The 25,669-nt window shown below is 33.4% G+C and carries 24 protein-coding genes and 2 pseudogenes; 7 read left to right on the forward strand and 19 right to left on the reverse strand.

What is annotated here, in order from left to right; translation table 11 throughout:
* Nucleotides 1-4 precede the first annotated feature (4 nt).
* The 3 genes and pseudogenes from DKK70_RS17505 to rlmC all read right to left on the reverse strand — a co-directional run.
* Nucleotides 5-235, reverse strand: a pseudogene (locus DKK70_RS17505) (ATP-binding cassette domain-containing protein); the annotation flags it as partial.
* A gap of 63 nt (nt 236-298) precedes the next feature.
* A complete protein-coding gene (locus DKK70_RS08060) occupies nt 299-589 on the reverse strand; it encodes a hypothetical protein (RefSeq protein WP_110433503.1) in 291 nt (96 codons plus the stop codon).
* A 350-nt stretch (nt 590-939) separates the two neighbouring features.
* Entirely contained in the window at nt 940-2,082 is a 1,143-nt protein-coding gene (gene rlmC, locus DKK70_RS08065) for a 23S rRNA (uracil(747)-C(5))-methyltransferase RlmC (RefSeq protein WP_110433504.1), read from the reverse strand.
* 211 nt (nt 2,083-2,293) lie between these two features.
* On the opposite strand from rlmC, the gene map reads away from it, so the two are divergent.
* Nucleotides 2,294-3,082 (forward strand): type I methionyl aminopeptidase, encoded by a 789-nt coding sequence (map, locus tag DKK70_RS08070; protein ID WP_110433505.1) that lies wholly within the window; start codon nt 2,294-2,296, stop codon nt 3,080-3,082.
* Nucleotides 3,083-3,335: 253 nt separating this feature from the next.
* Here the strand turns inward: map and DKK70_RS08075 are convergent, their stop codons facing one another.
* Both DKK70_RS08075 and DKK70_RS08080 read right to left on the reverse strand, forming a co-directional pair.
* Nucleotides 3,336-4,205: a co-chaperone YbbN gene (locus DKK70_RS08075; RefSeq protein ID WP_110433506.1), complete on the reverse strand. Its 870-nt coding sequence runs from the start codon at nt 4,203-4,205 to the stop codon at nt 3,336-3,338.
* A gap of 27 nt (nt 4,206-4,232) precedes the next feature.
* On the reverse strand, nt 4,233-5,003 hold the full coding sequence (locus DKK70_RS08080; RefSeq protein WP_110433507.1) for an SDR family oxidoreductase: 771 nt from the start codon (nt 5,001-5,003) through the stop codon (nt 4,233-4,235).
* Between the two features lie 101 nt (nt 5,004-5,104).
* On the opposite strand from DKK70_RS08080, the gene DKK70_RS08085 reads away from it, so the two are divergent.
* On the forward strand, nt 5,105-5,797 hold the full coding sequence (locus DKK70_RS08085; protein WP_110433508.1) for a 5'-methylthioadenosine/adenosylhomocysteine nucleosidase: 693 nt from the start codon (nt 5,105-5,107) through the stop codon (nt 5,795-5,797).
* A gap of 55 nt (nt 5,798-5,852) precedes the next feature.
* Here DKK70_RS08085 and rnd read toward each other — a convergent pair whose 3' ends face one another.
* Together rnd and DKK70_RS08095 are read right to left on the reverse strand one after the other, a co-directional pair.
* Nucleotides 5,853-6,950, reverse strand: a complete 1,098-nt coding sequence (rnd, locus tag DKK70_RS08090; protein ID WP_110433509.1) for a ribonuclease D — start codon at nt 6,948-6,950, stop codon at nt 5,853-5,855.
* A 24-nt stretch (nt 6,951-6,974) separates the two neighbouring features.
* Entirely contained in the window at nt 6,975-8,129 is a 1,155-nt protein-coding gene (locus DKK70_RS08095) for a metallophosphoesterase (protein ID WP_110433510.1), read from the reverse strand.
* An 80-nt stretch (nt 8,130-8,209) separates the two neighbouring features.
* Between DKK70_RS08095 and cmoA the strand changes: the two are divergent.
* Nucleotides 8,210-8,932: pseudogene (gene cmoA / locus DKK70_RS08100) on the forward strand (carboxy-S-adenosyl-L-methionine synthase CmoA); the annotation flags it as partial.
* A 35-nt stretch (nt 8,933-8,967) separates the two neighbouring features.
* A complete protein-coding gene (gene cmoB / locus DKK70_RS08105) occupies nt 8,968-9,936 on the forward strand; it encodes a tRNA 5-methoxyuridine(34)/uridine 5-oxyacetic acid(34) synthase CmoB (RefSeq protein ID WP_110433512.1) in 969 nt (322 codons plus the stop codon).
* A 236-nt stretch (nt 9,937-10,172) separates the two neighbouring features.
* Here the strand turns inward: cmoB and DKK70_RS08110 are convergent, their stop codons facing one another.
* From DKK70_RS08110 to dsdC, 6 genes are all read right to left on the reverse strand, one after another.
* Nucleotides 10,173-11,078 (reverse strand): endonuclease/exonuclease/phosphatase family protein, encoded by a 906-nt coding sequence (locus DKK70_RS08110; RefSeq protein WP_110433513.1) that lies wholly within the window; start codon nt 11,076-11,078, stop codon nt 10,173-10,175.
* A 181-nt stretch (nt 11,079-11,259) separates the two neighbouring features.
* Nucleotides 11,260-12,159 carry an endonuclease/exonuclease/phosphatase family protein gene (locus DKK70_RS08115; RefSeq protein WP_110433514.1) on the reverse strand — a complete coding sequence of 300 codons (900 nt, stop codon included), beginning with the start codon at nt 12,157-12,159 and terminating at the stop codon, nt 11,260-11,262.
* Between the two features lie 239 nt (nt 12,160-12,398).
* Complete coding sequence (locus DKK70_RS08120) at nt 12,399-13,334, reverse strand: hypothetical protein (RefSeq protein WP_110433515.1); 936 nt, start codon at nt 13,332-13,334, stop codon at nt 12,399-12,401.
* A 152-nt stretch (nt 13,335-13,486) separates the two neighbouring features.
* Entirely contained in the window at nt 13,487-14,416 is a 930-nt protein-coding gene (locus tag DKK70_RS08125) for a hypothetical protein (RefSeq protein WP_110433516.1), read from the reverse strand.
* 197 nt (nt 14,417-14,613) lie between these two features.
* Nucleotides 14,614-15,438 (reverse strand): MetQ/NlpA family ABC transporter substrate-binding protein, encoded by an 825-nt coding sequence (locus tag DKK70_RS08130; protein WP_110433517.1) that lies wholly within the window; start codon nt 15,436-15,438, stop codon nt 14,614-14,616.
* 186 nt (nt 15,439-15,624) lie between these two features.
* Nucleotides 15,625-16,575 (reverse strand): DNA-binding transcriptional regulator DsdC, encoded by a 951-nt coding sequence (gene dsdC, locus DKK70_RS08135; RefSeq protein ID WP_110433518.1) that lies wholly within the window; start codon nt 16,573-16,575, stop codon nt 15,625-15,627.
* A 204-nt stretch (nt 16,576-16,779) separates the two neighbouring features.
* On the opposite strand from dsdC, the gene dsdX reads away from it, so the two are divergent.
* Entirely contained in the window at nt 16,780-18,117 is a 1,338-nt protein-coding gene (gene dsdX / locus DKK70_RS08140; RefSeq protein ID WP_110433519.1) for a D-serine transporter DsdX, read from the forward strand.
* A 20-nt stretch (nt 18,118-18,137) separates the two neighbouring features.
* Nucleotides 18,138-19,469, forward strand: coding sequence for a D-serine ammonia-lyase (gene dsdA / locus DKK70_RS08145; protein ID WP_110433520.1), 1,332 nt, complete (start codon nt 18,138-18,140; stop codon nt 19,467-19,469).
* Nucleotides 19,470-19,535: 66 nt separating this feature from the next.
* Here the strand turns inward: dsdA and DKK70_RS08150 are convergent, their stop codons facing one another.
* On the reverse strand, nt 19,536-20,498 hold the full coding sequence (locus DKK70_RS08150; RefSeq protein ID WP_110433521.1) for an aldo/keto reductase: 963 nt from the start codon (nt 20,496-20,498) through the stop codon (nt 19,536-19,538).
* Between the two features lie 153 nt (nt 20,499-20,651).
* Between DKK70_RS08150 and DKK70_RS08155 the strand changes: the two genes are divergently transcribed.
* Complete coding sequence (locus DKK70_RS08155; protein ID WP_110433522.1) at nt 20,652-21,533, forward strand: LysR family transcriptional regulator; 882 nt, start codon at nt 20,652-20,654, stop codon at nt 21,531-21,533.
* A gap of 213 nt (nt 21,534-21,746) precedes the next feature.
* On the opposite strand, the gene DKK70_RS08160 is transcribed toward DKK70_RS08155, so the two are convergent.
* The 5 genes from DKK70_RS08160 to DKK70_RS08180 all read right to left on the reverse strand — a co-directional run bounded on the left by DKK70_RS08160 (nt 21,747) and on the right by DKK70_RS08180 (nt 25,370).
* Nucleotides 21,747-22,220, reverse strand: a complete 474-nt coding sequence (locus DKK70_RS08160; protein ID WP_110433523.1) for a hypothetical protein — start codon at nt 22,218-22,220, stop codon at nt 21,747-21,749.
* A 219-nt stretch (nt 22,221-22,439) separates the two neighbouring features.
* The gene (locus DKK70_RS08165) at nt 22,440-22,955 is read right to left on the reverse strand and encodes a DUF7919 family protein (protein ID WP_110433524.1); all 516 of its coding nucleotides are present in this window, start codon (nt 22,953-22,955) and stop codon (nt 22,440-22,442) included.
* Nucleotides 22,956-23,392: 437 nt separating this feature from the next.
* The gene (locus DKK70_RS08170; protein WP_110433525.1) at nt 23,393-23,863 is read right to left on the reverse strand and encodes a hypothetical protein; all 471 of its coding nucleotides are present in this window, start codon (nt 23,861-23,863) and stop codon (nt 23,393-23,395) included.
* A 231-nt stretch (nt 23,864-24,094) separates the two neighbouring features.
* Nucleotides 24,095-24,574, reverse strand: a complete 480-nt coding sequence (locus tag DKK70_RS08175) for a hypothetical protein (protein WP_110433526.1) — start codon at nt 24,572-24,574, stop codon at nt 24,095-24,097.
* Nucleotides 24,575-24,896: 322 nt separating this feature from the next.
* Nucleotides 24,897-25,370: a hypothetical protein gene (locus DKK70_RS08180; protein ID WP_110433527.1), complete on the reverse strand. Its 474-nt coding sequence runs from the start codon at nt 25,368-25,370 to the stop codon at nt 24,897-24,899.
* Between the last annotated feature and the right edge of the window lie 299 nt (nt 25,371-25,669).

Below are 25,669 nucleotides of genomic sequence, written 5' to 3' on the forward strand. Positions count from 1 at the left end.
ATATTTATCGTGATAAATTTAATTGATAACATTTATCTAAATAGTTCGCGATATCGGTATGAGAAATTATAATAAAATTACTTGTCGGTAGGTTTGTCTTTAACAATTTCAGCAATTGCTTTTCGGGCTGTTTATCTGAAACATTAGTTGCTTCATCCATAAAAAGCCAATCAGGTTTATGCGTTAAAATTCTTGCAATAATCAGACGAGGTTTTTCACCACCGGAAAGTGTTTTTAAATTATCGTTAAGTAAATTTCAATCGATAAATTCAGCAGAAAACCCCACATCTAAAAGCAGTTATTTAATAAAATTTAAATCGTTTTCCAATAATGGTTCAGGATAACTTGTTGCATGAGCTAATCCGCCAACAGGAAAATATGCATCCTGTGATAAAAATAAAATTTTCCTTTTTGCTACTTTTATAACCCCATCATAATGGGGATAAAGATCTGATATTATTTTAAAAAAAGTCGATTTACCAATATCAGATGTTCCAGATAAAACAACTGAATCGACTTTATTAAGATAAAATTCGGTAGTTTTAACAGAATGGTTCCATCTGTTTTTTACAGTCAAATCTTCAATCAAAAATTCATCTTGAATAAATTCTGATTATTTAACTGGTTGATATTGGTGAAAACTTGAATAGTGCGATTGGTTCTTACGATTCACCAAATCGAGTCAAAGCAAAACGATAATTTGCTTCTAAATGTTGCTGTTGAATTAATATAGTTTGTAATGGACTACCTAGCTTATGAGCAAGAAAAAAATTAATAATAGCTAGATTGGCGCCAAACAATTGAAATAGTGAGAATCCCAAAATCGATATTTACTTAATTGAAGCTAACTAGATGGGGAACATAAAAGTAGGTCAGTTTTTTTGCTGAATAATATTTTTAATCATAATTCAATAAAAACTGACCTAAATTAGTGACGAGTTATTTTGCTTGCAATAGTACCAAAACTTCCATATGTGAAGTATGTGGGAACATATCGAACAATTGAACTTTAATCATTTGATAGTCGGTCAAAAGTCGTAAATCTTCGGCCATTGAGGTTAAGTTACAGCTGGAATATAAAACATAATTAGGTTTTATAGTTTGCAAGTATTGAATTAAGGTCTTACCTGCGCCACGTCGAGGCGGATTAAGTAAGACTAAATCTGGAATACTTTGTTCGTTAGTCACATACTTAGTGGCATCTAGTGATTTAAAATTAAGTTTGTCATAACCAAGTTTTGCAGCGGATTTAGTAGCACATTCAATCGCATCTGGGCTAATTTCAATTCCAGTTAATTGGATGTGATGACTGCTAGCATGTTGTATACAATGCAAACCAAAACCGCCAACACCACAAAAAAGATCCCATATCGAATTTACATTCAAGTTCGCCACCCAATCACTGGCTGTTTTATAGAGTTTTTCGGCTATATAACTATTGGTTTGGAAAAAACTTTTCGATTTAATATATAAAGGTACTTGATTTAATTGGAATGCTAAAAAAGGATTATCCGTTAAAATCAGTTCTTCATCTCCTTCTAATATAGCGGCATGATTTGGTTGGATATTGATCGTAACAACCTGTAAATTATTTATTTTATCATGTAAAAGTTGGTAACTATTTTTAATTTTATCGACAAATTTTTCAGATTTTAAAACAAATCGCAACATAAAATAACTTTCATCACCTATCCTACTTTCGGTGATGATGACAAATTTTAATTCACCTTTTCGCTTATTAATATTATAAGGAACTAATCCTTGCTTACGAATATAGGTACGCACTAGTTTTAGAATATGCTGCATATTGGCGCTATACAACGGGCAATCACACAAATCAATCACCGCATTATCATTTTGAATACCTAATATTGGTTTTTCAACTGTGCCGAATACCGCCATTTTAGCTTTATTGCGAAATCCTGATTCAGGGCTAGCATAAGGGGGATTTACTTGCTTTGGATTAAACTCTGCTAATGTTTGCAATAAATAATTTTGTTTTTCAGTTAATTGAGAATGATACGCTTGATTAATTTTATGACAAGATAAACACTTTTTTTCTTGATAATAGTTACATTGCATCTTATTGAAACCTTTTCTTATAATAGATTATTATATTATTAAACGGTTTCAAGCTGTATTAGTTTTCTTTTTTTATACACAAAAAAACCATTACTCAACTTTTTTTTCGAAAAACTTAAACTTTTAATGATGAGGAATTATCCATCGCTATGCTTTGACGAAATAGCGGTATATGATAGGATATGACCATGAAAATTACAGGAACACATTAATGTCTATTAAGTTAAAAACCCCCGCCGAAATTGAAAAAATGCGTATCGCTGGCAAATTAGCTGCTGAAGTTTTAGAGATGATCGAACCCTATGTTAAACCAGGAATTAGTACTGGTGAGCTCGATAAAATCTGTTATGAACATATTGTGAATGTTCAAAAAGCTATTCCTGCCAATATTGGTTATCATGGTTTTAAACATACCAGCTGCATCTCTATTAATGATGTAGTGTGTCATGGTATCCCTAGTTTTGATAAAAAATTAAAAGATGGTGACATTCTTAATATTGATGTCACCGTAATTAAAGATGGATATCATGGTGATACTTCCAAAATGTACATCGCGGGTAAACCAACCGTTGCTGGCGAAAAACTTTGCCAAGTCACTCAAGAAAGCTTATATGAAGCGATAAAAATTATTAAACCAGGACTTCGATTAAGAGAAATTGGTAAAACCATTCAAAAATATGTCGATAAGTTTGGATTCTCTTCAGTACGGGAATATTGTGGTCATGGTATTGGTGAGGTATATCATGATGAACCTCAAGTACTGCATTATGATGCTGATGATGGTGGCGTAATTTTAAAACCAGGTATGACTTTTACTATTGAACCAATGGTTAATACCGGTGATTGGCGTACACGTACCATGAAAGATGGTTGGACAGTTAAAACCAAAGATCATGGACTCTCTGCGCAATATGAGCACACTATTCTCGTGACAGACAATGGTGTTGAGGTTTTAACTCTTCGCAGTAATGAAAACTTTCCTCGCGTTATCGAACACTAAATAAAAAAGATTCAACAATGCTTTCAATTGTTGAATCTCCCTTTTTATAAAACTTAACCTAAATGTCTTAGATTTGAATTTTTTTCCGCTAATTTTTGGTTTAATTCATCAACTTTACTTCGATGTATCTTTTCTTGCAAAGTTTGAATACTTTGTCGAAACAAAGGATGCGAAGAAATACCTCCGCTTAACATATAAAATAATCCCAAAAAAAAACGCCAAAAAAATCTTTTATACTTTGGTTTCATAAATTTTAATATAATAGTGTATAAAGCTTACGACGATAGTTACTCGCCAATGCATTATTGGTACCTAGGGCTGCTAGCAGATCAAGTAGCGTTTTCTTAATTTGTCCGTCGCCAACATTTAGATCTTTAGTTAACGGTTTAAATAATAGCTCTAATGCTTCTTCGTGTCGTCCTACTTGCATTAGTTGTGATGATAGTTGGATCATCAATTCCACATTATCTGGCTGTTTTGCTAATTCAGCTTGTAATTGCTGTAACTCAGGTGAATTTGCTGCTTGCTCAAGTAACTCAATCTCTGCTTGCAAACCATGAAATGCTGAATCCTGATCTTGTAAAGGTATTGTTGCCAATACTTCTTTAGCATCAGAGAGTTGTTTTTGTTCAATTTGTGCTTTCGCTAACATAAAAGCAATATCAGATCTTGGTTTGCCTAAATGATCTGTTAAGGTAGTCCAAGCTTGCTTTAATAATGGTAGAGCTTGAGCATATTGCCCTTCATTAAATAATTTTTGCGCTTCAACCAGTTTTAATTCATCTTCATTCGGTAAAATTTTGGCTAAAAATGTTTTAATGTTTTCTTCAGATTGTAGTCCTTGAAAACCATCAACAGGTTGACCATTTTGAAACATATAGACCGTTGGAACGCCTCTTATACCAAATTGTGCTACCAGCATTTGTTGCTCATCACAATTCACACTAGCTAAAATAAATTGTCCATGATGCTCGGTGGCTAATTTGGTTAGTATATTGGTCATTTCTTGATAATTAGGACTTCTAGCTGACCAAAAGTAGAATAATACCGGATTATTAATTGATTTTTCGATAATTTCTTGAATATTCTGCTCATTAACATCAAAAATAAATTGATTTGACATAATCTATCCTATAAATATTTTAAATGATTATTTATTTTGTAAAATTTTATCCATTAATCGGTCGGGAAGCAAACGTTTAGCGATAGCCGCTAATTTGGTTACTTTAGTTACCCTGTAACGTATTTTCGGCTTAGCATGTTCTAATGCATGATATAGATATGGCAAAACTGCCTCTGGCGCTAAGGTAAAGCGTTTAGCAATCGGTGGATTTTTTACAATGTTCTCTTTTTCAGTCTGATTCACATTATTTGAAAAGTAGGTTTTTAAAGGACCCGGCTCAATTAAACAAACTTTTATATTCGTTTTAGCTAATTCTAATCGTAATACATCTGACCATGCTTCTAAGGCATATTTACTGGCAGAATAAGCCCCTCTACCCGGCGTCGCCACAATTCCAACAATCGAGCTTGTTTGAATGATTCGGCCTTCATTTTGCTCAAGCATTGCTGGTAACAGTAGTTGCGTTAGTTGGTGAACACCAAAAAAATTGGTTGAAAACTGTGACTCTAATTGTGCTCGGCTGATGGTGTTTAATCGACCATATACCCCAAATCCAGCATTATTAAATAAAGCATATAATTTACCATCACATAAAGTTAACACTTCTTGCGAGGCTTGAATAATGGAGTCGGGATTATCTAAATCTAACAGAACGGTCTCAAAACCTTGCTCAATTAATTTTTTTTGATCCTCTACTTTACGGCATGAAGCAATAACACGATAACCTCGTTTTTTCAATGCGATAGCTGAAATCAATCCAATACCACTAGAACAACCTGTTATAAAAATTGTGCGCAAATTTTATCTCCGTTATATTCATTTATTGTCAAGTTAACCTACAGCAATTATGATAGCACATTTAGAATAAATTTACGGTTAATAAACGCCAAGAGGATCTGATGAAAATTGCTATTATCGCCGCAATGGAAGAAGAAGTTGCCATACTAAAAAGTAAAATTACCGATTATCAATTAGAACACCATTTAGGATGTGATTTTCATATTGGTAAAATAGCCAATTGTGACATCGTATTATTACAATCTGGCATCGGTAAGGTAGCCGCCGCTTCTGGCACAACCCTACTTTTAAATAATTATCAAGTTGATGCGGTAATTAATACCGGATCGGCTGGTGGACTTTCAACCGAGCTTAATATCGGTGATATTATTGTATCGAAAGATGTTTTTTATCATGATGTTGATCTTACTGCGTTTGGTTATAAATCCGGACAAATGTCGGGTTGCCCTACTTCGTTTGCTGCTGATGAGGATTTTCAAGCATTAGCCAAAGCCTGTATCAAAAAACAAGGTGTTAATGCCGTTACTGGCTCCATAGGGAGTGGCGATGCTTTTATTAATGGTAAAAGTAATCTTGAACGAATTAAGCAAACTTTTCCTGAGGCGATTGCCGTCGAGATGGAAGCCGCCGCTATCGGTCATGTTTGTTGGTTATTTAAAGTTCCTTTTGTGGTGGTTAGAGCGATTTCCGATAATGGTGATAACGAGTCAGCGGTTGATTTTCAATCGTTTTTAAAATTAGCGGCTGCTCAATCATCAAAAATTGTTGAATCGATGTTAAGTGAACTCGCCTAAATAATAAACTGGTGTCAATGGTATTTGACACCAGTTAGCAACGTACAATCCTGAATTATACCTTAATTTTGTATAAGTCATACTGTTCAAAGAGTGGTTTTCGCCAACCAGATAAAATCTCCGGTGTATCACCTTTTTTATCCTTTATCCATTGCACATATTGATTGATCAATCGTCTTGAAAGAATTAATTCATAGTTAAGACCGGTTTGTGATGAAATCTTTTCAGCAATTCGCTTTAATAAATCAGCAGTATCTTTATAATTTGGGTAACTATTGATTCTTTGAATGGCGGGAATATTAGGTATTGGTTCTTGCAATATTGTCAAAATGGTCTGGCCATATAAACGCACTTCTTTTCCCTTCATGCCTAATTTATCTAACTCAGCTAAAGAGGTAGGTTGATAACGAGCGATTTTCCACAAAACCACTTCGTTAACAACAAAATTCAAAGCAATATCTTGAGTTTTGGCTAATTGATAACGCCAACATGCTAGTTTGGCTAATTGACCTAAACTGTTACCTTTTAATTGCCAGCTATTTTTTATATTTAAATAAGCATTTTGCGGTTCAAATGGTAGACACTTTCGCGCTATAAGATTTTGACACTCTTGATAAGCCGCATCTAGATAGTTATTTGATGTTAACTTAGATTTTAAAATATTCATTAATGGAAAAAGATATAACACATCATTAATCGCATAATCACACTGTTTATCAGTCAAAGGACGTTTTAACCAATCGGTACGTGTTTCACTTTTATCTAACTCAATGGCGAGATATTTATTAACTAAACTAGCGTAGCCACTACTAATTGGATTATCTAAAAACGAGGCTAGAATTTGGCTATCGATCACCGGAGTTGGCACACAATTAAAGGCATGGAGAAACACCTCAATATCTTCGCTACAAGAATGAAAATATTTTTCAATTTTAGGATTCGCTAAAATAGCCAAAAAATCCTGCCATTGGGTAATATTAAGCGGATCAATTAAAGCTGCATGTTGCCCATCAAAAACCTGTATCACGCCTAATTGAGGATAAAATGTTCGCATGCGAACAAATTCAGTATCTAAGGCGATAGCGCTACTATTTTCAATTTTCTGACAATAACTGGCTAACTCTTCATTACTGATAATAAATTGATAATTCAAAATATGATTCCTATTTAAGATAATCTATTCTACTGTCGTTTTTGGGGCAAAGGAGACATCGATTACGACAATTTCAGACCGCGTCATAAATCTTAGTGGTGGTCCACCAAATCCATAACCACAACTCACGATACTGGTAAAATGATGATTACTATCTTGATAAATTCCATAGCCATTTTTATACATCATTGCCACCAAAATATTGATGGGGAAAATTTGTCCGCCATGAGTATGCCCCGAAAGCATCAGATCTACATTTTGTTCGGCGACCTCATTAATATTTCGTGGTTGATGATCTAATAAAATGATTGGTTTCTCTGGCTGAGCAAACATAATCAAATCGGATAAAGAAGCTCGATTAACATCATAGCGAGATGAAGAAAAATCATCCCGCCCTATTAATGTAATACCCAACTCATCAAGATAAACAATGTCATCTTTTAAAACTTTTAAATTTGCTTGTTTAAATGCAGCAATGATATCTTCCTCACGATTATCGGTAGCATGAGTCCCTAAATATTCATGGTTGCCAAAAATAATATAATTACCATATTTTGACTGCAATTGTCGAAACTGTTTATCAAAACCTTTTTCTATGAAAGGTTTTAAACGTGCATCTAGAGTATCACCGGTTATCATAATAAAATCTGGTTTTAAGGCATTTACCTTTTCCACCATTTGTTGCATCATTTTACTAGAAGTATCTGCATTAATATGAATGTCGGAAAGTTGAACAATTCTTAAGTGGTCAATTTTAGCTGGTTTAGCAATCTCAACTTGATAATGGACTATTTGCGGATTTATCGCCATTTCATGACCAAAACAGAACAAAGCAACAACGGCAGTAATATAGCAGACCTTAAGCCATAAATGGGGTTTAAACTGTTTCTTACTAAGCCAATAAATCAGATCAAAAATAACGGTTATGAAAACACTACAAATTATTAAACCTGAAATGGTTATTAATAAAAGATGCAACCATGATGCTAAAAAATTATTGAATAATCGGGCAAAAGTTAACGATAATCCGGCAAAACAGATCGCAAGCCAATAGATAATCTGACAAAAACCGCTTAAATGAACATTAAACCAAAACTGCCAGCGTCTACCTAAATAGAATGAGATCAAAACACTAATAATAATTGTTGCCAAAATGGCTATAAAATCAACCAAAGTCATAATTATCCGAACAATCGAAGACAAAAAATGGTATGATAGCAGAATTAGATTCTTTAGTTCCAATAACTTTTATGCATACCAAAAAAGACCAGTTATTTTCAGCGCCGATCGATAAATTAGGCGATTGGACTTTTGATGAAAAAGTTGCCGAAGTTTTTCCCGACATGGTACAACGATCTGTCCCCGGTTATTCGAATATCATTTCAATGATAGGCATGCTTGCAGATAGATTTGTTCAACCCAATTCAATGATTTATGATTTGGGTTGTTCACTTGGTGCCGCAACGCTAGCAATTCGTCGTCAAATTAAACAAGATAATTGCCGTATTATTGCGGTTGATAATTCATTACCGATGGTCGAACGCTGTAAAAAACATATTGATGCTTATAAAGCAACCACACCTGTTGAAGTTATATGTGAAGATATTTGTAATATCAAAATGCAAAATGCTTCAATGGTAGTGCTAAATTTTACTTTACAATTTTTAACACCAGACAATCGGCAACGCGTTTTAAATAATATTTATCAAGCACTAATTCCTAATGGCATATTAGTTCTATCGGAAAAATTTAGTTTTAGTGATAGAACCGTCGATGAGTTACTATTTAATATGCATCATGATTTTAAACGCGCAAATGGTTACAGTGAACTTGAAATTAGCCAAAAACGTAATATGCTGGAAAACGTTATGCTTACCGACACTATTGAAACCCATAAGCAACGTCTAAACAACGCTGGATTTGAGCATGTAGACACATGGTTTCAATGTTTTAATTTTGGCTCCATCATTGCTATAAAATAACCTCCAGTTCTAATCTATTAACTAAGGAAAAAAGAATGATTGATTTTGGTGACTTTTACCAAATTATCGCAAAGAATAAACTTAAAAATTGGCTTGAAGTGTTACCGGCTCAATTAGCCAATTGGCAAAAACAAAATATTGATAATCGCTTCACTCAATGGATCAATAGTATTAAACATCTACCGGCGATTACGCCTTTGCAAATCGATTTGCGCAGCAGCGTAACGGCAAAAACAGAGCAACCTCTATCTGAAGGCGAACAGCAACGCATCACCCAATTATTAAAAACCATGATGCCATGGCGTAAAGGACCGTTCCATCTTTATGGTGTGGATATCGATACCGAATGGCGTTCGGATTGGAAATGGGAAAGATTGGTTGATCATCTTGAGGATCTACAAGGTAAAACTGTTCTCGATGTCGGTTGTAATAGTGGTTACCATTTGTGGCGAATGGTTGGTGCTGGCGCTAAACTGGCGGTAGGCATTGATCCAATGGCACTTTACTTATGCCAGTTTGAAGCAATTCGCAAACTTTTAGGTAATGATCAACGGGCTCACTTGTTACCTTTAGGTATTGAAGAGTTACCTAAACTCAAAGCATTTGATACGGTTTTTTCCATGGGCGTATTATATCATCGCCGATCGCCGCTTGATCATCTGTTTCAATTGAAAGATCAGTTAGTTGAAGGTGGTCAACTCGTGCTCGAAACCTTAGTTATTGAGGGAACTGAACATCAAGCTTTAATGCCAGGTGAACGTTATGCACAAATGCGAAATGTCTATTTTATTCCATCGGTACCCACAATGCTAAATTGGTTACATAAATGTGGTTTTAAAGAGATAAATATGGTTGATATATCGAAAACCAGCTTGGATGAACAACGTAAAACCGCATGGATGGAATCTGATTCATTAGCTGAATTTCTGGATCCTAACGATTTATCGAAAACGGTTGAAGGTTATCCTGCTCCAATGCGAGCAGTATTTGTTGCCAAAAAATAATAGATTCCATTGGCTTAAAGTGGCGGTAATCTCTGTTTTCCTAGGTCTTATTAAGGTGAAAATTAACACATTAGTTTTTTTACAATAATAGGTAATTAACTAAATCCCTATTCAGATTACCGTAATAAAGTGACTAACTGTAAAAGATAGCGGTACTTTTTATCTTAAATTAGTTGATTTAATTTAATAACGGGCGTCAAGCCCGTAATAACACTTATTATTATTCTATTAATCTATTATTGTTCTATTAACGTTAATTTAGCAATAACCGGGATATGGTCACTGACTAATGGCCACTTTATCCCCCGCCACTGCTCGCCATTATTGGGTATCACTAATGTTTCCACGTCCCAAACTTGATTGCGACTAGTGAATAGATGATCTAAATCAAGACCAGGATTTCCCGCAGGCCAAGTGCGAGAATCAACATTATCTTTTTTAACTAAGTTCCAATATTTTTGAAACTCTTTGATAACTCTATCATTGGCAACTGAGTTGAAATCACCCATTAATAACATAATACCGGATGCAAGATTAGGAAACTCATCATCTAAATCAAGGTCATCAAAAACAATACTATTAATAAACCTAGCCTGAGCCATTCTTACCTCGTCTTCTTCATGCCAATCGAAATGGGTATTAAACACATATAGTGGTGAATCAAAACCGTGAACAGTAATCTTACTTAGCATTAAAGCTCGTTGTTCAAAGTTGCCTGAAGGTAATGGAAAAACTTTGGTCTTTTCAATAGGATATTTAGACAATATAGCATTACCATAATTGCCATTATGCATACTGGTTGCCTTACCAAAGACGTAATACATACCAGTTTTTTCGGCAATTACTTTAGCCTGATCCTGACCATCACTGCGTGTGGTATTTTGATCAACTTCTTCTAAGGTAACAATATCTGCATCCATTGCTTTTATAGCGTCAGCAATTAAATTTAAATCAACTTTATGCTTTCTTAATCCTCCAGCTATATTAAAGTTAGCAATGGTAATCGAGGGCCTATCTTTAATTGCATATACTTTATTAGGTGATGCACTATATTGAGTTTTAACTAAATCTTCTGATGCATAACTATACGAAACAAAAGAAAAAAAACAAATAATACTGAGTAAAAAACTGCCTCTTTTCATAAAAGAATCCTTAAATTATGGAAGTATGCATTAATTCGAAAGTATGTTTATCATTTATAACATTATAATAGTGAGACATCTAAAAGTTTACTCACCAGTAGTTAAGTTAACTTGATGATTTTTAGTAGAATAGAAACGGCAAAAGCTATATCTTTCTCATATAGCTTTTGCTCAACTAAAATTATTTATTATTGATAATCATCTGAACCGGATAGTGATCGGAATATTTATCGGTAAAATCATCTTTTAACACCTTAACATCAATCACATTATTTTTAAGCGGTGGAGAAACGTAAATATAATCATAACGTAAAGGCACTGATGCTTGATCATAAAATACCTTAGTAGGTGCTGTTGAGATAAATTCTTTATGTTTTAACTTTAAAGCATCAATATATCCAGCATCAAGCAGGTTTTGCTGTACAGTATAACTTAATTGTCCATTGACCAAATTTTCCAGAATTGGTCTTTTCTTCTGTTTTTCCTTAATGTCTTCTAATAGTGTACTTTTATCATAGTCAGCTTTATCAGCGGGTGAGAAAGAGTTCAAATCACCGGCAATTATCCATTTTCCGTTAGGATCACGGCTGTATTTGATTGAATCAATAATTAAATTGATTTCATCAATCCGTTTAGCTGTCCAGAAAGGATTCATATGAGTGATCACAAAATGATAATTACCGACATCTGCAAATAGTGCACCATGCCATAAGTTATCGACTACTTTATTCACATTAACGATAGGATATTTTGAGGTAATAGCAACGGGAAAAAAAGCCGGATCATCTGGAGATTCTTTTAAAAGTACCGCATATTTATGGCCATAACCAGCTGCAAATTTTTCAAGCTTTTCACGAGTAAAGAAATTCATCTCCTGCCATGCAATGATGTCAGCATCTTGTGCTTTCGCCCAATCGATATATTGCTGTTTACCTTCACTTTCATCTAATTTCATGCCGTTATAAACATTATAACTGATGATTTTAAGCTGCTTAGCCTCATCAAGTGACGCATAAGCACTTGAAGTACAAAGAATGATCCCACCTAGCAATGCAGCAATTTTTAATTTTGTTTTATTCATAAGATACTCCCTTCATTGATTGACTCATCATAAATATTATATTGATTAGCAGTAAATCATACTTTTTTTTATAATTTATGTGATTTATATCAATAAAATCATTTACAAATAGTGCTAATTAGTAACAGCGTAGACAAAATATATTTATTTAAGAACAATTTTTTTAAGAAAAAAGGCACCTAATTATTCAATTAGGTGCCTGATATAATATATAATTAATCAATCAATATATGGCCATATTATTCATTAATAAGCAGATTTACTTGTTCGACATCTCTAAATGCTGAGTCAATTTCTCTAATCGCTAACCTATAAGTATAATTTGGGTCGTTTTCTTCAGTGCATTTGTTATCAGTATTATTTCTTTTTTTGTAAGTATCCGTAGAGATTATTTGATTATGTAATTTAGTAAACTCTTCTCCCTTTAAGGTAAAAAGGTTGTTCCAATCAGCTAGATGTTGTTTCACAAATTCTCGTCCCTCATCACATTTAATATCAGCTATATTGATATTGGGAACAATATGTTTAGTTAAATCAGCATATTTTTTAGGTTGATTTGGAAACTGTAATGTTTTGAGTTCTTCGTCAGTTTTAGCTAGATATTCAATGAAATCAGCTTCACGAAATAATTTATACCTTATTGGAGCTGAAGTACTTTTTTCAACGTTTATTTGATCTGGCAATTTATCATTTATACCATAACTCCATGCTACACCATATTTACCATAATATCTTTCAATAAATACATCATTAATTATGTTAACTGGAAGTTCTATATCCCAAGGCTCGCCATTGATAGTCACTTGGAAAGTCTTAACGTTTTTTAGCATTTCGTTGTGCCTTGTTTGACCCTTAGTAGAATAATAGGCTTGATACATATAATAGTTAGATTGGGTTGGATTGATAAATCCATCATTATATGATTTTGTAGGTTTAACTATGAAGTTTAATGATTGACCATTATAAGTTAACTGATGTTTACCATATTCAAAGGTATGCTTAACGCTTGATTTGGCAGGAATTACTAACTCATTACCATCAATCGATACTTTTATTTCCTTATCTGTTGGATTATCTATGAGTCGACTTATAGCGTCTCCACTAGTGCTTGATTCGAAACAACCAACCAAAGAAATGCTACAGGCTAATAGCATAGAATATTTAAATCTTTTCATCACATCCATTTATTCAATATATATTAAAGTATGTAAATTTTATCATGAGAAATGGATAAAGTTAATGAAATAATAGCAGGCATAAATTTGATTATCAGAATTTATGCCTTTTATGATTATATTTTGTTCCTTCGAAAAGGAGTTGTTTACATTTATTTAATGATGTAAAAATGAATATCTCGTGTTTGATCTAAAATTTGATCTAATTGACGAAATGCTGGGTAATAAGTTTGTTCTGGATCGACCTCTTTAGGGCAAAGTTTTTGGGAATTTCTTAATTCAACTCTACCTTTATCACCGCCTAATTCTTCATACTTACTGGCAAAATCGTTACCTGTTAATGTAAATAGTTTTTGCCAATTAGCTAATGTTTCTGCTAAGTATTTTTTACCTGGCTCACATTTAATTCCATCCAGATTAATTGTCGGGAACACATATTGATTAATTTCAGTCAATTTAACTGGCTCGTTAGGGAAGCTTATATCATCTTCTAAACCATCTTCTTTAAGATAATTCATATATTCGTGTTGACGATAAACTTTAGTTTTACGAACTTGATAAGCCTGATTACTGTTAATTCTTTCAGAAACTTCTTCAGGCATCTCTTGGTCAATATTATAGTCCCATCGGTTATCTTCGTCTTCAATGAAAACATCATTAATAACTTTTACTGGGTACTCAATCTCTTCTTTTTTACCATTCAAAATGACAGTGACCTTATTAAGCGTTTTTTCATACATCTTATCATAAGCTTCATCGGTGGTATTGTCGGTTGCATAGATAAAAGTATGGAACATATAGTTGCTTTGGGTCGGATTAATAAAACCACTACCAGAAAATTTTGCTGGTTTGACAACAAAATTAATCGTCTGATTGTTATAGGCTAAACTATGCTTACCATATTCGAAAGTATATGAAGTTTTAGAGTTAGCGGGAATGACTAATTCTTTACCATCAATGGCAATGACAATTTCATTAGCAGTAGGATTATCAATCACCCGCTCAACTGACGTTGAACCACCAAAACAGCTACAGAGCGTAAAACCGCAAGCAAATAAAGCGGAATATTGTATTTTTTTCATCACATTCAATTATTATTTTATAACTAAGGGATGCTAATTCTATCATGTTAAAAATTATAATAAATAAATAATTAAACTTTTAAGTATTTTGATAAAAATTATCAAACATTGGTTTAACCGCAACCATTTAATAGCTTTATACAATAGATAAAAATATCCTAACAGTGTCAGTGATGAGGATATTTTTAACCGATTAATTATTGTTGTGGCCAGATAAAGCGCCCTTTGGCATCAGGATCTTGATTAATAAATTTTTTAAGTGCATCGGATTGGTAAAGTTGTTTCACATCTTGTGCCCATTTAGTATTTAAATTCTCTTTCTTAACCACAACCATTAATTCAAGATTCGCCGTTAACTTTTCCTGAACTAAAACATTATCCGCCGGAATGTGACTTAACCATGCAATTCCGCCAGGCATTATGGCGTAATCTACTTCATTGAGTGTTCTTGGCATCATTTCAGATAATATTGCTTTAAACTTCAAATGATATTTATTTTCGTCAATAGCATTTAAATCTAAAATACCTGCATTATTTCCGGGCTTTAGGGTGATCCAATGCAAACTTTGCAACAATTGTAAAGCGCGCGCTTGATTTGCAGGATCATTCGGTATCAGGATAGTCTGCCCATCGGCAATCTCATTGATTGAACGATGATTTTGGGAAAAAAGCGCCGCAGAAATAGAAGGAATGTGGACTAAAGAGACCAGATCGTTTTTAGTCTCTTTATTATAGACATCAAGATAAGATTGATGTTGTGCGGCATTAAGATCAATACTCCCCTCAACTAAAGCGGTATTCGAATCTCTTAAGGAACTGAAATTCACTAAGCGAACCTTATAACCTTGCTTTTCTAATGCGGGCTTAATCACTTTTTCCATCATGATGTTGTGCATACTGGGGGGTAAACCAACCACAATTTCCTTTTTATCTTGTTGAGTAGTTTGGTTTGAGTTTGACTTATTGTCACACCCCTGCAATATAAATCCCAACAGCATGAATAAATAAATATATTTTTTCATAATCACTCCCTATCAAGCTAGATTAGTTTTCCTGATTGATAAACTAATTCTACTATTGTGTGATGACATTATAGTTGTGAATAAGCTATCGAGATAATACGAAAAAATTATATCGATATTCATATTAGATATATATTATGCAACCAATCATTAGTTTTAATGGTAGCTATTTGTTTAAAACAATTTTCATATTGATTTTTCATGCAAGTTTTCCTTCAGCCATCTCACAAAAGCCCTAACTTTAGGATTGCGTTGCTTGTTAGCCGAAACCACATAGTAATGTTGTTTACAGTCTAATGTCATATTGGGAAACGGCATGATTAATTCACCTGAAGCAAGATAATTGTTGACTATATTTTTTCTTCCCATAGCGATTCCCGAATGATTAACTGCTGCAAGGATAGCTAAATCAAATCTATCAAACAACATTTTAGGTAAATCTTCAAAATCAATATCAAGATTATAATGCTTTCCCCAAGATTGCCATTCATCTAAGTTAGAATCATACCGCCACGCTTGATTATCGTGTAAAATGAGACAATGTTTCAGATTTTCAACACATTGATTAAGTTGATATTGTTCAGCATATAAAGGGCTACATACCGGCACAATGGTTTCATTCATTATAGGATAAACATCCAAATCCTCATGTTGCAAATCATCATAATAAATCGCTAAATCAATACTATGGCGATTAAAATTAACAACTCCATTGCCGGTTAAAATATTCAATGTAATATAAGGATGTTTTTTGTTAAATTCGGATATTCTCGGCACTAGCCATTCTTTTGCGAAGGAAGGGCGTGAATAAATAGTTAGTTGTCCTATCAACTCTTGACTCTTGATTTCAAATATCTCTCTATTTAGTATTGCTAAAGATTTTTTTAAAATATTAAATAGATTCTCACCATCTTGAGTTAATTCAATACGGCGATGAAAGCGAGTAAACAGCTTAAAGTTGAGTTCTTCTTCGAGTTTGTTAATTTGATGGCTAACCGCACTTGGAGTAATGCAAAGCTCTTCGGCTGCACGAATAAACGAACAGTAACGTGCAGCTGCTTCAAAGGTGTGAAATTTAGCTAACTGATATCCTGAAATCAATCGATTATTGGTAATAAGACGGTCATCATCAAACATTGTACTTCCTTATCTAATTTTTGCTAGTTAACTACAAATAATAAATTAAATACAACTATTTATTAATGGATTCATTTTGGGAAACTTAATACATCTTTAACCGAACTAAGCTCATGTAAACATGATTAATTATCGTTTGTCAGTAATTTATTCATAAAATCTAATATCTCCGGATTTGCTACTTTAACTAAAAAAGAAAATATTATGGATTTACAAATTTGGACTTTAGGTGTTTTAATTTCAAGTATTTTATTAATTGTAACAAGTATAATCAAATTTAAACTTCATCCATTTTTAGCTTTATTATTATCCAGCTTTTATGTTGGTGCATTAATGGGCATGAAGCCATTAGATATGATTACTTCCATCGAGGATGGTATTGGTGGCACATTGGGCTTTTTAGCTGCGGTAATTGGCCTAGGTACTATTTTAGGTAAAATGATGGAAATATCAGGAGCCGCCGAGCGTATTGGTATCACCTTACAACAATGTCGCTGGTTATCACCTGAAGTTATTATGGTATTAATTGGCATGATTTGCGGTATAACTTTATTTGTTGAAGTTGGGGTTGTACTCTTAATTCCATTGGCATTTTCAATAGCTAAAAAAACTAAAACTTCATTATTAATGCTTGCAATTCCATTATGTACGGCATTAATGGCGGTTCATTGCATTGTTCCCCCTCACCCTGCTGCATTATATGTAACTAAGGCATTAGGCGCTGATATTGGCAGTGTAATTTTATATGGATTAATTTTAGGTGTAATTGCGTCATTAGTTGGAGGTCCACTGTTTTTAACTATCATCAAAAAAGAAATTCCGTTTAAAGCAGTACCGGAACAATTTGCTGATCTAAAGGTAAGAAACGAAGATGAATTGCCGTCATTGGCTACCACGCTATTTACTGTTTTATTACCCATTTTTCTCATGTTAATTAAAACCACAGCTGAGTTAAATATGGATAAAGACACATCTGTTTATGCTGTTTTAGAATTTATCGGTAACCCGATTACTGCTATGTTTATTGCAGCTTTCGTTGCTTATTATATGTTGGGTTTAAGACGTGAGATGAAAATGACAGACTTACTCAGCAAAACGGAAGATTGTTTTTCATCAATCGCCAATATTCTTTTGATTATCGGTGCTGGCGGTGCCTTTAATGGTATCTTAAAAGCGAGTGGTTTAAGTGATAACTTGGCCAATATTTTATCCCATTTAGATCTGCATCCAATTTTGTTGGCATGGCTAGTAGCGATAATTTTGCACGCTGCCGTAGGTTCGGCAACAGTAGCCATGATGGGAGCCACAGGAATCGTGTCACCAATGCTTGGGCTTTATCCTAATATCAGTCCGGAAATAATGACTCTAGCCATTGGTTCTGGTGCTATCGGCTGCACAATCGTTACCGATTCACTATTTTGGCTAGTTAAACAATATTGTGGCGCAACAATGACTGAAATTTTTAAATATTACACTACGGCAACCTTTATTGCATCACTGGTTGCCTTAATGGGAATATTTTTATTATCCAATTTTATCTAAGTGTTTTTCAAGGAGCGAATATGAATCAAATAGAGATAAAAAAACTTAGTAGCGATAAGCCATTAATAGAAGATTTAATTAAGCTTAAACCATGCAGTTGGTTTAACCCCAATACCACCAGTGTCGAGGTAGCGCTTCCTTATGTAGGACTTGATCAGACAGATATAAGCAAAGCGAGTGAACGTTTAACACGTTTCGCACCCTATTTAGCCTTAGCTTTTCCTGAAACATCGGCAACTAAGGGAATTATCGAATCACCACTAGTCGAAATTAAACAGATGAAAAAAGCCTTGGAAATTAAGTTTGCTATAACCATTCCCGGGCAGCTTTACTTGAAAAAAGATAGTCATTTACCAATATCCGGTTCGATCAAAGCTCGAGGTGGTATTTATGAAGTTTTAACTCATGCTGAAAAATTAGCCATTGAAAATGGTTTATTATCGGAAGATGATGACTATAGTCAGCTATTTTCCGAAAAATTTAAACAGTTTTTTAGTCAATATAGTATTGCTGTTGGTTCAACCGGCAATCTTGGTTTATCCATTGGGATAATGAGTGCCAAACTTGGATTTAAAGTCAGCGTGCATATGTCTGCTGATGCCCGAGAATGGAAAAAACAGAAGTTGCGAGAACATGGGGTTAATGTTGTCGAATATGAACAAGATTATGGCGTCGCGGTTGAACAAGGCCGGAAAGCCGCCCAATCTGATCCAACATGTTTTTTTATTGACGATGAAAATTCTACTACTCTATTTTTAGGATATTCTGTTGCCGGAGAACGCTTAAAACATCAATTTGAAGAGCAAGGCATCAAAGTTGATAAAGATCATCCACTGTTTGTCTATTTACCATGCGGTGTAGGTGGTGGACCTGGCGGAGTTGCCTTTGGTTTAAAGATGGCATTCGGTGATAATGTACACTGTATTTTTGCCGAACCAACACATTCGCCATGTATGTTTTTAGGAGTTTATACTGGTTTACATGACAAAATCTCGGTACAAGAGATCGGAATTGATAATATTACTGCAGCCGATGGCTTGGCGGTAGGTCGACCGTCAGGTTTTGTTGGACGGGCGATGGAACGTCTGTTAGCTGGATATTATACCTTGTCTGATCAAGATATGTATGATTTGTTAGTATTACTTGATAAAACTGAAAATATTCAACTTGAACCATCTGCCCTAGCAGGTATGCAAGGTCCAGTTATCGTAACTAACAATTCGGAATATTTACAACGAATGCAATTCACACCTCAGCAATTACAAAATGCAACTCATTTAGTATGGGCAACTGGCGGTGGAATGGTACCGAAAGAAGAGATGCAAAAATATTTAAAATTAGGAAGAATTTAACTACGCTTACTGACAAATATCCTCATAATATTTGTCAGTAAATTAAATGTTCTCTATTGCGCTTACTTAAAGTGCACCGACGATACGATGTGGTGTATATAGCTCCTCTAGATAAGCAATATCTTCCTGAGTTAAACAAACCTGCAAAGCCCCAACCGCATCATCTAAATATTGCGCTTTAGTTGCACCGATTATTGGTGAGGCAACTCCTTTAGCAAATTGCCATGCAAGTGCAATTTGTGTCATGGTAACAGCATATTTTTTGGCAATTTCATTCACTCTTTTCACTATGGTCATGTCAATTGGTTGGGTACTATCGTATTTGGCAATAGCAGTTTTATCAGTCTGACTACGTAAAGTATCAGTCTGCCATTCTAAACGGCTAAGTCTACCCGCCGCTAATGGACTATATGGGGTTAATGCAACATTGAATTGCTTACAGACAGGAATTAATTCTCTTTCATCTTCGCGATATAATAAATTATAGTGATTTTGCATCGAAACAAATGGCGTCCAACCATTTTGTTTAGCGGCTAATTGCATATTATAAAATTGATAACCATACATTGCCGAAGCACCTAATGCGCGTACTTTTCCTACTTTTACTAGCTGGTCTAATGCTGCCATGGTTTCTTCAATAGGCGTACTGTAATCAAAACGATGAATAATGTATAAATCGACATAATCGGTAGCTAATCGTTTAAGCGAAGCGTCGATTTCTCTTGCAATTGCTTCTTTAGATAGATGTCCTTCGTTAAAATAGACTTTCGTAGCTAATATTACCTTATCTCGCGCAATGTTGCGCTTTAATGCTCGTCCAACATATTCCTCACTGGTACCACTTGAATAGGTGTTAGCAGTATCGATAAAATTAATCCCTAGATCTAAAGCATGTTTAATAATGGTTTCACTTTGATCTGGATTAAGCGTCCAATCATGCATTTTACTTGCCGGATCGCCAAAGGTCATACATCCTAAGCAGAATCGTGAAACTTCAATATCAGAATTACCTAATTTTATATAATCCATACAACTACTCCTCGCTATCTAATAAAAGTTTAAATAACCTAGTAAATTGATAAAATTCAATTTGGATAATATTATTTTAAAGATAACTTTTATTGAGATAAACATGCTATTCATTTATAGTATCATGAATTAAATTCAATAATTTATCCTAGTATGTATAACTATAATGAACTAAATTATTTTATTACTATCGCTGAAGCAAAAAGTTTTATAGGGGCGGCTAAATCCTTGGGTGTTTCGTCATCTGCATTAAGTCATAGTATGCGAAATTTAGAAACTCGCTTAAATCTAAGGCTGTTCAATCGTACCACACGAAGCTTATCATTAACTGAAGCAGGCGAACAACTTTATAAACAACTCGCCCCTTTATTCAAACAAATCAATGAAGAAGTCAATGCCCTAGACGATTATTTGCATACGCCATCAGGTACAATCAGAATAAATGCCTCAAATATTGCCATTGAAAATTTTATTTATCCTAAATTAAGTCAATTTTCATTACGCTATCCTCAGATTAAGATAGAAATTCAATGTGACAACAATTTAGTTGATATTGTCAAAGAAGGATTTGATATGGGGTGTCGTATTGGTAATGACCTTGCCAAAGAAATGATCGCGGTAAAAATATCCGATCCTTTACGAATGGTTTTAGTTGCCAGTCCTGACTATTTAAAACAGAGAAATGAACCTCAACAGATCAGCGATTTAGATGAGCATCTATTAATTGGCAAAAAGGTCTCAACTCAATATGGAATAGAATCAATTTGGCAATTTTTTGATAAAGGTAATACTATTGAATATCACCCCGCTTGCCACTTCTCCATCAATAATCATCTAAGAAAACAGGCGACATTAGATGGCTTAGGTATTAGTTGGATTGGTTATCCTGATGTACAACATGAATTAGCCTCAGGACAATTAATAGAATTATTAAGCGAATATTCAATTACTTATGAACCATTTTATATTTATTATCCTAGTCGCAAAGGCCATTCCAATGTCTTTAAATTAGTGTTAGATGCACTAAGGGGTTAATTGATTTAAGCGTTATATCTGTAATGCAGTATTAACGGCCTAATTATTTCCTTATCAATTCGTTAATTACATTATTGATATAATGATTATTATACTTAAAATTATCTTTTATGTCCTTCAGCACCTTATAGCAAAACCGGTAACGCTCTATTTTTTTCAAACTATTCTACGATTAAATCGTAACTCACACCTTAATCATTAAAAAGTCAAAAGTCATAAAGAAAAAAGATTATATGGACAACCATCTTCCATTTCCAATTTCATCTGTTTTTCAATAGGGAACATTTGTGCTGAACCCGGAACTTTATCAAAGTTATCTTTTAAATAACGACATAATACCCCGATTTTCTTTTTCTCTTCCGTGGTTAATTCATCGATTAAATCTTCATTTTCAGTAAAAAAAAAGGATTTCTCTTTTCGAAGAGCATAAAAACAACAAATATTGTTAAATAAACTCCAATTATCTAGAGCATCTTCCTTCAGTGAACTTAAGTATAATCTAAAATATTTGACCATCAATTGATAAGGATGTTCTTTATTTTTAAGATAGGACATCATTCCTGTGAAATTCATAATAAAACTATGGTACCCCATATTAAATTCCTCTGGCGTAAAATAGTCACCTTCACCTTTCAAATAGGCAATAATTTCATTATTATTCAATGCTTGCTCAAAATCACCTTTCATGGGAACTCCTCCTTGGTTTGATACCATTGGTAAAGATATTTCAGGAAACATACATTTAGATATAGATATAGATATAAATTTAATATTAGCTTAGCGGTGGAATTTAATCATCACTAATAATTAAAAATTGGCGAGTTTTTTGAATAATAAAAAGTATCTGGTGATACCTTCATCACCTTGCAACCTTTAGATATATGGTAAATATTTTTCAGTTTAATTTTATAAGTTTTGTTTCTCTAACAAATCAAAACAATCTTGAGCGTTAAATGGTTGCGTTAAATCTAATGCCATCACAGAATCTATATATTCTTGTGGTGGTTTATAATAATGATCCCTTATATAATGGAGGATAAGACCTGGTGACGCATAATATTGATTAGTCACTTGTGATGGAATTAATAATTCGCAAAATCCTAGAGGTATTCTTCCAGGTAAATTTCTCTTCTTATTTATATAAGGTAGGAAAATAGATTCTTTACATAAATTACAAGGAGTATTACATCTTATCGTATTACATGTATAATCATAAACATCGTCGTTGCTTATAATTTCTGTGAGTTTTTCAATGAATTCTGGTTCTGTATCGCCCATTTCATAAAAATGTTCAGAAGAAAGCCAACCAATATTGACAATCATTTCTAGCGGTTTGTTCACATAGTAATTATAGTATGTATGATCTTTAAAATACATATCGTCAAAATTGTAACTAAAATGTGTTTGATCTTTAAAATACATATTTTTCACCTCTTATACCTCGTGCATGCAGCCCATTGGACCCACCCCATATTAGGTTTGAGTAAAACTCTCAACTCCGTGGGTTGTGCTACAACCATTGAATTTCTATAAATTATCAGACCTTTAGGAACATCTAAAATATAATTAGGTATTTTTGATCTAGGTAGCCACGGTGTCAGTCATTTTATATCATATTATATATAAGGATTATGTTTCAGCTAATTTTATTAAACCTTCCCAATCACCTCTTTCTATTAACTGACCTGTGATATCCTCTTTTTAATATCACTCTTTCGGTAAAAAATAATCACTATTCCTAAAAGAACAATTTGGTCGAGTCCGTACGTTATAGCCAAACTGGTAACGCAATGTTTTTTTTAGAAAATTATTCTGCAATAAAATCGCAACTCACACCTTAATCATTAAAAAGTCAAAAGTCATAAAGAAAAAAGATCATATGGGCAACCATTTTTACGAGTAAACCCAAATTGTTTCTCTATAGGGAACATTTGTGCTGCACCCGGGACTTTATCAAAATTTTCTTTTAAATAACGATATAATACTCCTATTTTCTTTTTCTCTTCTGCGGTTAATTCATCGATTAAATCTTCATTTTCAATCAAAAAATAGCGATTTTTTTTTCGAAGAAAATAATAAGAAGCAATATTACTAAATAACATCCAAGCATCTAAAGCATTTTCTTCAACTGTATTAAGGTATAATCTAAAATATTTGACCAACAGTTCAAACGGGGTTTCTTTCTCTTCAAGATAGGCTAGCATTCCCTGCCAATTAATTAACTCATTATGATATCCCATGTTAAATTCCTCTGGCGAAAAATACTCACCTTCACCTTTGAAAAAAGCACTAATTTCATTGTTGCTCAATGCTCGTTCAAATTTACTCATTATGGTCACTTCTCCTTGGTAAAATGATACTGTTGAGGATTTTTATGACAAAAAAGTATCTCTAATATGCTTATCAGCTTGCAAGTTCTAGGTTTATTTTAGATGTTCACTTGCGGGTTAAAACATAAGCATTACCGCTTTGGGATAGATGCAACACTTTATAGACAAAGCGGCAACACTCTGTTTTTTTAAACTATTCTCCGATTAAATCTGAACTTGTATACCTAATAACTAAAAAGAAAGAAAGTCATATGAACAATTCCGTTTTTTCAATACTTCTATCTGCTCATCAAAAGGCTTCATTTCAGCTATATCCTCTAATGGGAGTTTATCAAAATTTTCTCTTAGATAACGAAATAATACTCCGATTTTCTTTTTCTCTTCCACAGTTAATTCATCGATTAAATCTTCATTTTGCGTTAAAAAATAGGAATTATCACTTCGAAGAAAATAATAACAAGCAATATTTCTAAATAAACTCCAAGCATCTAGAACATCTTCCTTAAGTGAACTTAAGTATAATCTAAAATATTTGACCAACAGTTGATAGGGATATTCTTGCTTTTTAAGATATCCCATCATTCCCATAAAATTATTTATAAAATTATGATTTCCCCTAATCATTTCCCATGGCGCAAAATAGTCACCTTCTCCTTTCAAATAGGCACTAATTTCATTATTTTTTACTGCTTGTTCAAAATCACCTTTCATGGGAACTCCTCCTTGGTTTGATACCATTGGTAAAGATATTTCAGGAAACATATATTTAGATATAAATTTAATATTAGCGAGTTTTTTGAGTAATAAAAAGTATCTGGTGATACCTTCATCACCTTGCAACCTTTAGCTATATGGTGAATATTTTTCAGTTTAATTTTATAAACTTACTGATAACTTATGTTCACTTGCGGGTTAAAACATAAGCATTACCGTTTAGAATTTGTAATTAGATTCAACACTTTATAGCCAAAGCGGTAACACCATGTTTTTTTAAACTATTTTCCGATTAAATCCGAATTTATATACCTTATAATTAAAAAGAAAAAAGATCATATGGGCAACCATTTTTACGAGTAAACTCAAATTGTTTATCTATAGAGTACATTTGTGCTGAACCTGGGACTTTATCAAAATTTTCTCTTAAATAACGACATAGTATCCCAATTTTCTTTTTCTCTTCCGCAGTTAATTCATCCATTAAATCTTCATTTTGCGTTAAAAAATAGCGATTATTTTTTCGGAGAAAATAAAAACAATTAATATTTCTAAATAAACTCCAAGCATCTAGAGCATCTTCCTTAAGTGAACTTAAGTATAATTTAAAATATTTGACCATCAATTGATAAGGATGTTCTTTATTTTTAAGATAGGATATCATCCCTGTGAAATTCATGATATAACTATGATATCCCATACACCCTTCCTCTGGCGAAAAATAGTCACCTTCACCTTTCAAATAGGCAATAATTTCATTATTGTTTACTGCTTGCTCAAAATCACCTTTCATGGGAACTCCTCCTTGGTTTGATACCATTGGTAAAGATATTTCAGGAAACACACATTTAGATATAAATTTAATATTAGCTTAGCGGGGGAATTTAATCATCACTAATAATTAAAAATTGGCGAGTTTTTTGAATAATAAAAAGTATCTGGTGATACCTTCATCACCTTGCAACCTTTAGATATATGGTAAATATTTTTCAGTTTAATTTTATAAGTTTTGTTTCTCTAACAAATCAAAACAATCTTGAGCGTTAAATGGTTGTGTTAAATCTAATGCCATCACAGAATCTATATATTCTT

Origin of the sequence: Gilliamella apicola (assembly GCF_003202655.1) — a bacterium.
Classification (GTDB): Bacteria; Pseudomonadota; Gammaproteobacteria; order Enterobacterales; family Orbaceae; genus Gilliamella; species Gilliamella apicola_R.

Coding starts and splice junctions, on each gene's coding strand:
- DKK70_RS08175 (WP_110433526.1), bottom strand. CDS start 24,574: ATGAAAGGTGATTTTGAACAAGCAGTAAAAAATAATGAAATTAGTGCC.
- DKK70_RS08150 (WP_110433521.1), bottom strand. CDS start 20,498: ATGGATTATATAAAATTAGGTAATTCTGATATTGAAGTTTCACGATTC.
- DKK70_RS08085 (WP_110433508.1), top strand. CDS start 5,105: ATGAAAATTGCTATTATCGCCGCAATGGAAGAAGAAGTTGCCATACTA.
- DKK70_RS08165 (WP_110433524.1), bottom strand. CDS start 22,955: ATGTATTTTAAAGATCAAACACATTTTAGTTACAATTTTGACGATATG.
- dsdX (WP_110433519.1), top strand. CDS start 16,780: ATGGATTTACAAATTTGGACTTTAGGTGTTTTAATTTCAAGTATTTTA.
- DKK70_RS08075 (WP_110433506.1), bottom strand. CDS start 4,205: ATGTCAAATCAATTTATTTTTGATGTTAATGAGCAGAATATTCAAGAA.
- DKK70_RS08170 (WP_110433525.1), bottom strand. CDS start 23,863: ATGAGTAAATTTGAACGAGCATTGAGCAACAATGAAATTAGTGCTTTT.
- rlmC (WP_110433504.1), bottom strand. CDS start 2,082: ATGCAATGTAACTATTATCAAGAAAAAAAGTGTTTATCTTGTCATAAA.
- DKK70_RS08125 (WP_110433516.1), bottom strand. CDS start 14,416: ATGAAAAAAATACAATATTCCGCTTTATTTGCTTGCGGTTTTACGCTC.
- DKK70_RS08130 (WP_110433517.1), bottom strand. CDS start 15,438: ATGAAAAAATATATTTATTTATTCATGCTGTTGGGATTTATATTGCAG.
- DKK70_RS08160 (WP_110433523.1), bottom strand. CDS start 22,220: ATGAAAGGTGATTTTGAGCAAGCATTGAATAATAATGAAATTATTGCC.
- DKK70_RS08155 (WP_110433522.1), top strand. CDS start 20,652: ATGTATAACTATAATGAACTAAATTATTTTATTACTATCGCTGAAGCA.
- DKK70_RS08095 (WP_110433510.1), bottom strand. CDS start 8,129: ATGACTTTGGTTGATTTTATAGCCATTTTGGCAACAATTATTATTAGT.
- DKK70_RS08180 (WP_110433527.1), bottom strand. CDS start 25,370: ATGAAAGGTGATTTTGAGCAAGCAGTAAACAATAATGAAATTATTGCC.
- DKK70_RS08120 (WP_110433515.1), bottom strand. CDS start 13,334: ATGAAAAGATTTAAATATTCTATGCTATTAGCCTGTAGCATTTCTTTG.
- cmoB (WP_110433512.1), top strand. CDS start 8,968: ATGATTGATTTTGGTGACTTTTACCAAATTATCGCAAAGAATAAACTT.
- dsdC (WP_110433518.1), bottom strand. CDS start 16,575: ATGTTTGATGATGACCGTCTTATTACCAATAATCGATTGATTTCAGGA.
- DKK70_RS08110 (WP_110433513.1), bottom strand. CDS start 11,078: ATGAAAAGAGGCAGTTTTTTACTCAGTATTATTTGTTTTTTTTCTTTT.
- dsdA (WP_110433520.1), top strand. CDS start 18,138: ATGAATCAAATAGAGATAAAAAAACTTAGTAGCGATAAGCCATTAATA.
- map (WP_110433505.1), top strand. CDS start 2,294: ATGTCTATTAAGTTAAAAACCCCCGCCGAAATTGAAAAAATGCGTATC.
- DKK70_RS08115 (WP_110433514.1), bottom strand. CDS start 12,159: ATGAATAAAACAAAATTAAAAATTGCTGCATTGCTAGGTGGGATCATT.